8 protein-coding genes are annotated in these 8,978 nt (G+C 69.8%); 2 read left to right on the top strand and 6 right to left on the bottom strand.

Features of this window, described 5'->3' with window-relative positions; all coding sequences use genetic code 11:
* Nucleotides 1-36 precede the first annotated feature (36 nt).
* Both PHQ87_RS03705 and PHQ87_RS03700 read left to right on the top strand, forming a co-directional pair.
* Nucleotides 37-960 (top strand): 2-dehydropantoate 2-reductase, encoded by a 924-nt coding sequence (locus tag PHQ87_RS03705; RefSeq protein WP_300231388.1) that lies wholly within the window; start codon nucleotides 37-39, stop codon nucleotides 958-960.
* A gap of 79 nt (nucleotides 961-1,039) precedes the next feature.
* The gene (locus PHQ87_RS03700) at nucleotides 1,040-2,341 is read left to right on the top strand and encodes a mechanosensitive ion channel family protein (protein ID WP_300231385.1); all 1,302 of its coding nucleotides are present in this window, start codon (nucleotides 1,040-1,042) and stop codon (nucleotides 2,339-2,341) included.
* On the opposite strand, the gene PHQ87_RS03695 is transcribed toward PHQ87_RS03700, so the two are convergent.
* The 6 genes from PHQ87_RS03695 to upp form a co-directional block, all read right to left on the bottom strand.
* Entirely contained in the window at nucleotides 2,322-3,608 is a 1,287-nt protein-coding gene (locus PHQ87_RS03695; RefSeq protein WP_300231382.1) for an amidohydrolase family protein, read from the bottom strand. The two genes, PHQ87_RS03700 and PHQ87_RS03695, sit on opposite strands and share 20 nt — an antisense overlap.
* Nucleotides 3,609-3,720: 112 nt before the next feature.
* Nucleotides 3,721-4,644: an ABC transporter permease gene (locus tag PHQ87_RS03690; protein WP_300231380.1), complete on the bottom strand. Its 924-nt coding sequence runs from the start codon at nucleotides 4,642-4,644 to the stop codon at nucleotides 3,721-3,723.
* Between the two features lie 3 nt (nucleotides 4,645-4,647).
* Nucleotides 4,648-5,709 carry an ABC transporter permease gene (locus PHQ87_RS03685; protein ID WP_300231377.1) on the bottom strand — a complete coding sequence of 354 codons (1,062 nt, stop codon included), beginning with the start codon at nucleotides 5,707-5,709 and terminating at the stop codon, nucleotides 4,648-4,650.
* Nucleotides 5,699-7,273 carry an ABC transporter ATP-binding protein gene (locus PHQ87_RS03680; RefSeq protein WP_300231375.1) on the bottom strand — a complete coding sequence of 525 codons (1,575 nt, stop codon included), beginning with the start codon at nucleotides 7,271-7,273 and terminating at the stop codon, nucleotides 5,699-5,701. The genes PHQ87_RS03685 and PHQ87_RS03680 overlap by 11 nt, the downstream gene beginning before the upstream one ends.
* Nucleotides 7,270-8,271: a BMP family protein gene (locus tag PHQ87_RS03675; protein ID WP_300231373.1), complete on the bottom strand. Its 1,002-nt coding sequence runs from the start codon at nucleotides 8,269-8,271 to the stop codon at nucleotides 7,270-7,272. Before PHQ87_RS03675 ends, PHQ87_RS03680 begins: the two co-directional genes overlap by 4 nt.
* Before the next feature lie 65 nt (nucleotides 8,272-8,336).
* Complete coding sequence (upp, locus tag PHQ87_RS03670) at nucleotides 8,337-8,966, bottom strand: uracil phosphoribosyltransferase (protein WP_300231371.1); 630 nt, start codon at nucleotides 8,964-8,966, stop codon at nucleotides 8,337-8,339.
* Between the last annotated feature and the right edge of the window lie 12 nt (nucleotides 8,967-8,978).

Raw genomic sequence — 8,978 nt, 5'->3', positions numbered from 1 at the left:
CTGAGGCGGCCGGAACGGCTTCCCTACAATGGGCGCATGACCGTCCACCCCCCCTCCCCGCCACTGAAGTTTGCCGTGATGGGTGCCGGCGCCGTCGGTTGCTTCTACGGCGGCATGCTGGCCCGTGCCGGCCACGCCGTGACGCTGATCGGCCGGCCTTCGCATGTACAGGCCGTGCAGGCCCGGGGCCTGCGCATGGACACGACGATGTTCGACGAGCAGGTGCCCCTGGCCGCGAGCACCGAGGCCTCGGCGGTGGCCGGTGCCGACGTGGTGCTGCTGTGCGTGAAGTCACCCGACACCGAGGCGAGCGGTGAACAGATGCGCCCGCACCTGGCACCGGGGGCGCTGGTGCTGTGCCTGCAAAACGGCGTCGACAACGCCGAACGCCTGCGCGCCGTGCTGCCCGGTCATGAGGTCGGCGCGGCAGTGGTCTATGTGGCCACCGAAATGGCCGGGCCGGGCCACCTGCGGCACAACGGCCGCGGTGAGCTGGTGATCGCGCCCTCGGCCCGCAGCGACGTGCTGGCGCAGGCCCTGGCCGCCGCCGGCGTGCCGACCGAGATCTCCGACAACGTGCGTGGCGCCCTGTGGGCCAAGCTGATCCTCAACTGCGCCTACAACGCGCTGTCGGCCGTGGGTCGCATCGTGTACGGCGAGCTGGTGCAGCGCCCCGGGGTGCCCGAGGTGATGCGCGACGTGGTGGCCGAATGCCTGGCCGTGGCCCGCGCCGATGGCGTGACCGTGCCGGATGGCGTGGAGGCCGCCGTGCGCCGCATCGCCGAGACCATGCCCGGCCAGCACTCGTCCACCGCGCAGGACCTGATGCGCGGCAAGCCGAGCGAGATCGACTTCCTCAACGGCTACGTGGTGCGCCGCGGCGACGCGCTGGGCGTGCCCGTGCCGGCCAACCGCGTGCTGTGGTCGGTCGTGAAGCTGTTGGAACAGCCGCGGCACTGAGCGCGACGCCTGCCCGACGGAACACGAAGGGCAATCAAGACCGGCGGAACTGTTTGCCGCCACCGGACTCCCGCAACAGATGACCATCGAATCGAGCTTGAATTTCCTGACCGAACAGGCACCCTGGGTGCAGGCACTGACCGGCCTGACCGCCATGGTGCTGCTGGCTTACGCCGCGCGGCTGATCGTGCACATCGTGCTGGTGCGCGGCGTCGGCCGCTGGTCGCACCCGTCGCAGCCGCGCTGGACCAAGGCACTGTTGAGCGCGCCGGTGCTGAACCGGCTGGAGAAGATCGCCCCATCGCTGGTGATCCAGCTCACCGTCGGTGCCGTGCCCCACCTGAACGCGACGGCGCAGACGGTGATCCGCAACGTGGCGGTGGCCGTGACCATTCTGCACATCGTGCGCGTGCTCATGGCGCTGCTCGACGCCTTCCAGGAAGACCACGAGCGCACCGCCTCCCTGGCCGCCAGAACCAGCACGCACTCGATCAAGAGCTACATCCAGCTGGCCAAGCTGGGCCTGATCCTGCTGGGCAGCATCATCATCATCGCGGCCCTGATCGACCGCTCGCCGCTGATCCTGCTGTCGGGCCTGGGCGCCATGTCGGCGGTGCTGCTGCTGGTGTTCAAGGACACGCTGCTGTCGTTCACCGCCGGGCTGCAACTGGCCTCCAACGACATGCTGCGCATCGGTGACTGGATCGAGATGCCGCAACTGGGCGCCGACGGCGACGTGATCGACATCGCGCTGCACACCGTCAAGGTGCAGAACTGGGACAAGACCATCACCACCATCCCCACGTGGCGGCTGATGTCCGAGAGCTTTCGCAACTGGCGCGGCATGTCGGAGTCGGGTGGGCGCCGCATCAAGCGCACGCTGCGGCTGGACAGCAGCGCGGTCCGCTTTCTGGACAGCGCCGATGTCGAGCGCCTGCGCCACATCGCCCTGATCCGGCCCTACCTGGAGCACAAGCTCCAGGAAGTGCAGGCCACCAACACGGCCCTGCAGGCCAGCCTGGGCGAGCTGGCCCGGGATCCGGCCAACCAGCGCCGGCTGACCAACCTGGGCACCTTCCGCGCCTACGTGCAGGCCTACCTGAAACAGCACCCGGGCATCCACCAGGGCATGACGCTCATGGTGCGCGCCATGGAGCCGTCGCCCGAGGGCGTGCCGCTGGAGCTGTACTGCTTCACGGCCACCACGGCCTGGGTACAGTACGAGGCCACGCAGAGCGACATCTTCGATCACCTGCTGGCCATCCTGCCCGAGTTCGGACTGCGGCTGTTCCAGCAGCCCAGCGGCCACGATCTGCAGGCGGGGCTGCTCCAGGCCCACACCCCGCCGGCCCGGCCCGCCCTCAACCCGCCGACCGCCTGAGGGTGAAGTCGGTGCCGTCGGGTCGCCCCGGCAGCCTGAGCCGGGCCTGCGCCGGCGCCGTCTCGGCCAGCAGGCGGCCCCGGCGCCAGACCTTCAGGCGCGTGGCGCGCAGACGGATGGCCGCCACCGGATCGGGCGCCTGCAGCAGCACGAAGCTGGCGGCCTTGCCCGGCTCGATGCCGACATCGGCCAGCCCCATCACCCGCGCGGCGTTGACCGTGACGGCGTCGAAGCACTGGCGCATGCCGGCCTGGCTGGTCATCTGCGCCACGTGCAGGCCCATGTGGGCGACTTCGAGCATGTCGCCGCTGCCCAGGCTGTACCACGGATCCATCACGCAGTCGTGGCCGAAGGCCACGGTCACGCCAGCGGCCATCAGCTCGGGCACGCGCGTCATGCCGCGGCGTTTGGGGTAGCTGTCGTGCCGGCCCTGCAGGGTGACGTTGATCAGCGGGTTGGCCACCGCGCTGACGCCGCTTTCGGCGATCAGCGGGATCAGCTTGCTCACGTAGTAGTTGTCCATGCTGTGCATGGACGTGAGGTGCGAGCCATTGACCCGGCCCTGCAGGCCCAGACGCTGCGTCTCGAAGGCCAGCGTCTCGATGTGGCGCGAGAGCGGGTCATCGCTCTCGTCGCAGTGCATGTCCACCGGCAGGCCGCGTTCGGCCGCGAGTTCGCACAGCAGCTTCACGCTGGCCGCGCCGTCGGCCATGGTGCGCTCGAAGTGCGGGATGCCGCCGACCACGTCCACGCCCAGGTCGAGCGCGCGCCGGAGGTTGTCGAGCCCGCCGGGGGTGCGCAACACGCCGTCCTGCGGGAAGGCCACGAGCTGCAGGTCCAGATAGGGCGCCACGCGCCGCTTCACCTCGAGCATGGCGCGCACCGGCAGCAGGCTCGGGTCGCTGGTGTCCACATGGCTGCGGATGGCCAGCAGGCCCTTGGCCACGGCCCAGTCGCAATAGGCCAGCGCGCGTTCGACCAGCGCCTCTTCGGTGAGCAGCGGCTTGAGCTCGCCCCAGAGCGCGATGCCTTCGAGCAGGGTGCCGCTCTGGTTCACGCGCGGCAGGCCATGGCTGAGCGTCGCGTCCATGTGGAAATGCGGGTCGCAGAAGGGCGGGCTCAGCAGCAGGCCGGCGGCATCGACGGTTTCGTGCGCGGGCGCCTGCAGGCCCTCGGCCACCTCGACGATGCGGCCGTCCTGCACGGCGACCGACATGCCGGTGCGCCCGTCGGGCAAGGTGGCGTGGGTGATCAACAGGTCAAGCATGGTGGTCCGTGGGTCGATGGGTTTCTGAAAATGGGTTGGCCAGGTGGCGGGGTATCTGCGTGGCTGACATCTGCCTCTTGCCGCGCTGATCGCACAGCCTACACCGGGACCGTCAGCGCTCGCCCTTGCGGTAGGGTTTCATCAGCGCCTGCGGATACGCCGCCCTGCGCGCCACCAGCACCAGCGCCAGGATGGACAGGGCGTAGGGCAGCATCAGGTAGAACTGGTAGGGAATGGCGCTGGCGCCGCTTTGCTGCAGGCGAAGCTGCAACGCATCGAAGAACGCGAACAGCAGCGCGCCCAGCAGCGCCTTGCCTGGCCGCCACGAGGCGAACACCACCAGCGCCACGCAGATCCAGCCGCGTCCGTTGACCATGTTGAAAAAGAAGGCGTTGAAGGCCGAGAGCGTGAGAAAGCTGCCGGCCACGCCCATGAGCGCCGATCCGGCCACGATGGCGCCCGTGCGCACCGCCGCCACCGACACACCCTGCCCTTCGGCGGCCTGCGGGTTCTCGCCCACCATGCGCACCGCCAGGCCCACCGGCGTGCGCAGCAGCACCCAGGCCGAGATCGGCACCAGCGCGATGGCCAGCAGGGTCAGCGGCGTCTGCGCCGACAGCACCGGAATGCCCAGCCCTTCCATCGGCGCGAACGGCGTGATGGTGGGCGGCGTGCTCACCTTCGGGAACGCCACCCGGTAACCGTAGTACGACAGCGCCGTCGCCAGCAGCGTGATGCCCAGGCCGGCCACGTGCTGCGACAGCGCCAGCCCCACGGTCAGCCACGCATGCAGCAGACCGAAGGCCGCGCCCGCGAGCGCCGCCACCGCCACGCCGCCCCACAGCGGCAGGCCCTGGTAGACCGCGATCCAGCCGGCGAAGGCGCCGGCAACCATGATGCCCTCGATGCCCAGGTTGAGGACACCGGCGCGCTCGCACCAGAGCACGCCCAGCGTGCCCAGGATCAGCGGTGTGGCAATGCGCAGCACCGCCACCCAGAACGCGGGGTTGAGCAGAATGTCGATCGTTTCAGCCATGCCCTATTTCCTGTGCACCCGGTACTGCGCCAGCAGCGTGGCCACCAGCACCGACAGCAGCGCCACGGCCACGATCACGTCGGCCAGGTAGGTGGGCACGCCGATGGCGCGGCTCATGCTGTCCGCGCCCACCAGCACACCCGCGACGAAGACGCCGGCGGCGATCACGCCCAGCGGGTTCAGGCCGGCGAGCATCGCGATCACGATGCCGCTGTAGCCGTAGCCCGGCGACATGTCCAGCGTCACATAGCCGGCGCGGCCGGCAACCTCGATCGCGCCCGCCAGGCCCGCCAGCGCACCCGAGAGCAGCGCCACCCGCACAATGGTGCGCGTGACCGGCACGCCCGCGAACGCGGCCGCGCGCGCGTTGGCTCCGACGGCGCGGATGTCGAAGCCCAGCACCGTGTACCTGAACAGCGCCCAGACCAGCAGCGCCAGCAGCACCGCGCCGATCAGGCCGCTGTGCACGCGCGTGCCCTCGATCAGGCGCGAGAGCTCCAGCTCGGGGATCAGCGACACGCTCTGCGGCCAGCCCATGGCCAGCGGGTCTTTCATCACGCCATCGAGCAGGGCCGAGACCAGCAGCAGCACGATGAAGTTCAGCAGCAGCGTGGTCACCACCTCGTCCACGCCGAGGCGCTGCTTCATGAGCGCCGGCCCGAGCAGCAGCAGCGCCCCGGCCAGCGCGGCAGCCAGCATCATCAGCGGGAACAGCACCCACAGCGGCAGTGCCAGGCCGTCGCCGCCGTGCAGGCCGCCCACGGCCACGGCGGCCAGCGCCCCGGCATAGAGCTGGCCCTCGGCGCCGATGTTGAACAGGCGTGCCTTGAAGGCCACGGTGGCGGCCAGGCCGGTGAGGATGAGGGGGACGGCCCGCGTCAGGGTTTCGCTCCACGCGAACAGCGAACCGAACGCGCCCTGGAACAGCAGGCCGTAGGTCTGGCCGACCGGCGCGCCGGCCCACAGCACCAGCAGGCTGCTCACCAGCAGGGTGAACGCCACCGCGCCCAGCGGCGCCAGCACCAGCGCCGCCGCGGAGGTTTGGCTGCGCCGCTCAAGCCGCATGGTCGCCTCCATGCCCGGCCATGGCCAGGCCGATGGATTCGCGCGTCCACACCTCGGCGGGCAGTGCCTCGGTAAGGCGCCCCTGGTGCATGACCGCGATGCGGTCACCCAGCGTCATCACTTCCTCCAGATCGTCGGAAATCACCAGCACGGCGGCACCGGCATCACGCGCGGCGAGCAGTTGCTGCTGGACGTACGCCACGGCCCCGATGTCCAGGCCCCAGGTCGGCTGGTGCGCGACGATGAGCGAGGGGGTTTTCCCGCCGCGTTGCGGCGCGCCGCCATCGTCCGGCGCCATCAGCGCACGCCCCAGAATGAGTTTCTGCATGTTGCCGCCCGAGAGCGACCGGGCCGCCGCGAACGGGCCGCCGCCGCGCACATCGAAGGCCTCGATCACACGCTGGGCGTGCCGCCGCGCGGCACCGCGCCGCACCCACAGCGCGCGCGAGAATGCGGGCGTGCGCAACCGCTCGGCCACCGCGTTCTCCCACACCGGCAGGTCCCCCACCACGCCCACGGCGTGGCGGTCTTCGGGGATGCGGGCCACGCCCCGCGCCACGAGCCAGGCCGGGTCGGCGGCCAGGGCCTGCCGGCCCAGGACCACATCGCCTGCGCTGGCGCGGCGCACGCCGCACAGCAGATCGGCCAGCGCCACCTGCCCGTTGCCGGAGACGCCGGCGATCGCCACGATCTCGCCCGCGTGCAGGCGCAGGCTCACCTTGTCCAGGCGGTCACGCGCACCCGCCGGTGTGCTCACGCCCGCAAGCTCGCACACCACCTCGCCCACGCGTGGCGACGGGCGCCGCCCGGGCGCGGCCACCGCATGGCCCACCATCCACTGCGCCAGTTGCGCGGGCGTGGTGCCCGCGGCCGGCGCCTCGGCCACCAGCCTGCCCTGGCGCAGCACCGCCACACGGTGCGACACGCGCAACACCTCGGCCAGCTTGTGGCTGATGAAGATGATGGACAGGCCCTGCGCCACCATCTGCGCGAGCGTGGCGAACAGCGCCTCGCTCTCCTGTGGCGTGAGCACCGCGGTCGGCTCGTCGAGGATGAGGATGCGGGCACCCCGGTACAGCGCCTTGAGGATTTCCACCCGCTGGCGTTCGCCCACCGAGAGGCTGCCCACCAGCGCCTCGGGCACCACCGGCAGGCCGAAACGCCCGGCCACGTCGAGCAGGCGCTGCCTGGCCCCGGCTTTGTTGGAGCGCCAGCGCCAGAGCGATTCGGTGCCCATCAGCACGTTGTCCAGCACCGACAGGTTGTCGGCCAGCGTGAAGTGCTGGTGCACCATGCCGATGCCCGCGGCCAGCGCCGCGCGCGGATTGCCGGGCGGCAGCGGCTGGCCGAACGCCTCGATCTGCCCTGCGTCGGCCACATAGTGGCCGAACAGGATCGACACCAGCGTCGATTTGCCGGCGCCGTTTTCACCCAGCAAGGCCAGCACCTCGCCCTCGGCCAGCGCGAGCGAAATGCCGTCGTTGGCCACCAGCGGGCCAAAGCGCTTGGTGATGCCGTCCAGGCGCAGCACGGTCGGGCGCAGGCCCGGCGCGGGTGAGGTCATTTGCCGGATTTCGGCTGGGTGTCGTCCACCTTGACCGTGAGCTTGCCCGAGAGGATGTCGGCCTCGGCGGCCTTGACCTTGGCCATGATCTCGGCCGGCACCTTGCCCTCGAAGGTGCCCAGCGGGCTCAGGCTGCTGCCCTTGTGTTTCATCATCGAGTACGGGCCGTAGTCCTCGGCCTTGAAGCTGCCGCCCTTCACCGCCTTGAGCGCCGCCTCGATCGTCGGCTCCATGTGCCACAGGGCCGAGGCCACCACGGTGTCGGGGTAGTCCGGCTGCGTGTCGATCACGTTGCCGATGGCCAGCACCTTGCGCTCCCTGGCAGCGTCGCTCACACCGAAGCGCTCGGCGTACAGCACGTCGGCGCCGTTGTCGATCATGGCGAAGGCCGCTTCCTTGGCCTTGGGCGGATCGAACCAGCTGTTGATGAAGGTCACGGTGAATTCCACCTTCGGGTTGGTGGCCCGCGCGCCCGCCATGAAGGCGTGCATCAGGCGGTTGACCTCCGGAATCGGGAAGCCGCCCACCAGACCGATCTTGCTGCTCTTGCTCATGCCGCCCGCGATCAGGCCGGTGAGGTAGGCGGGCTCCTGGATGTAGTTGTCGAACACGCTGAAGTTCGGTGCCTGCGGCTTGCCCGACGAGCCCATCAGGAAGGAGACCTTGGGGAAGTCCTTCGCGACGCGGCGCGCGGCGGCTTCCACGCCAAACACCTCCCCCACGATGAGCTGGCTGCCGGCGTTGGCGTATTCGCGCATCACGCGCTCGTAGTCGGCGTTGGAAACGTTCTCGCTGGCCTTGTAGTCGATGTCGCCGCGCGCGGCCGCGGCCTGCAGCGCCTTGTGGATGCGGCTGACCCACTGCTGTTCGAACGGCACGGTGTAGATGGCCGCGACCTTGAGCTTGCCCTGGGCCTGCGACAGGCCCGGCACCGCGGCGGCGGCCAGGGCGGTGGCCAGGGCGATCAGTTGGCGGCGGTGCATGGAATGGAATGACATGGCGATGGTTCCTTGGAAGGAGGTGGACGACAGGGGGAAACTGGAAAAGGCCGGGACAGCCGTATTTACTGGGTGCCAAAGATGCGGTCACCCGCGTCGCCCAGACCGGGCAGGATGTAGCCGTGCTCGTCGAGCTGGCGGTCGATGGCCGCGGTGTAGATGGGCACGTCCGGGTGTGCCTTCTCCATCGCGGCCAGGCCTTCGGGGCAGGTCAGCAGGCAGACGAACTTGATCGACTTGGGGTGGCACTCCTTGAGCCGGTCGATGGCGGCGATGGCCGAGTGGCCGGTGGCCAGCATCGGGTCGACCACGATGACGTCGCGCTCGTGCATCTCGGTCGGCATCTTGAAGTAGTACTCCACCGCCGTCAGGGTCTTGGGGTCGCGGTAGAGACCGATGTGGCCCACGCGCGCGCCCGGCACCACGCTGAGCATGCCGTCCAGGATGCCGTTGCCCGCGCGCAGGATGGACACGAAGACCAGCTTCTTGCCGTCGATGACCCGGCCCGTCATGGCCTCCAGCGGCGTTTCCACCACCAGGTCCTGCATCGGTATGTCGCGCGTGACCTCGTAGGCCATGAGCATGGACAGTTCGTTGAGCAGGCGGCGGAAGCTGTTGGTGCTCGCCGTCCTGTTGCGCATCAGCGTGAGCTTGTGCTGCACCAGCGGGTGGTTCACGACATGGACATTGCTCATGGTGGTTGTCTT

This window comes from Hydrogenophaga sp. (genome assembly GCF_028698005.1).
Lineage (GTDB): Bacteria > Pseudomonadota > Gammaproteobacteria > Burkholderiales > Burkholderiaceae_C > Hydrogenophaga.
This window is presented reverse-complemented; position numbering and strand designations above follow the sequence as displayed.

Coding starts and splice junctions, on each gene's coding strand:
- PHQ87_RS03705 (WP_300231388.1), top strand. CDS start 37: ATGACCGTCCACCCCCCCTCCCCGCCACTGAAGTTTGCCGTGATGGGT.
- PHQ87_RS03700 (WP_300231385.1), top strand. CDS start 1,040: ATGACCATCGAATCGAGCTTGAATTTCCTGACCGAACAGGCACCCTGG.
- PHQ87_RS03695 (WP_300231382.1), bottom strand. CDS start 3,608: ATGCTTGACCTGTTGATCACCCACGCCACCTTGCCCGACGGGCGCACC.
- PHQ87_RS03690 (WP_300231380.1), bottom strand. CDS start 4,644: ATGGCTGAAACGATCGACATTCTGCTCAACCCCGCGTTCTGGGTGGCG.
- PHQ87_RS03685 (WP_300231377.1), bottom strand. CDS start 5,709: ATGCGGCTTGAGCGGCGCAGCCAAACCTCCGCGGCGGCGCTGGTGCTG.
- PHQ87_RS03680 (WP_300231375.1), bottom strand. CDS start 7,273: ATGACCTCACCCGCGCCGGGCCTGCGCCCGACCGTGCTGCGCCTGGAC.
- PHQ87_RS03675 (WP_300231373.1), bottom strand. CDS start 8,271: ATGTCATTCCATTCCATGCACCGCCGCCAACTGATCGCCCTGGCCACC.
- upp (WP_300231371.1), bottom strand. CDS start 8,966: ATGAGCAATGTCCATGTCGTGAACCACCCGCTGGTGCAGCACAAGCTC.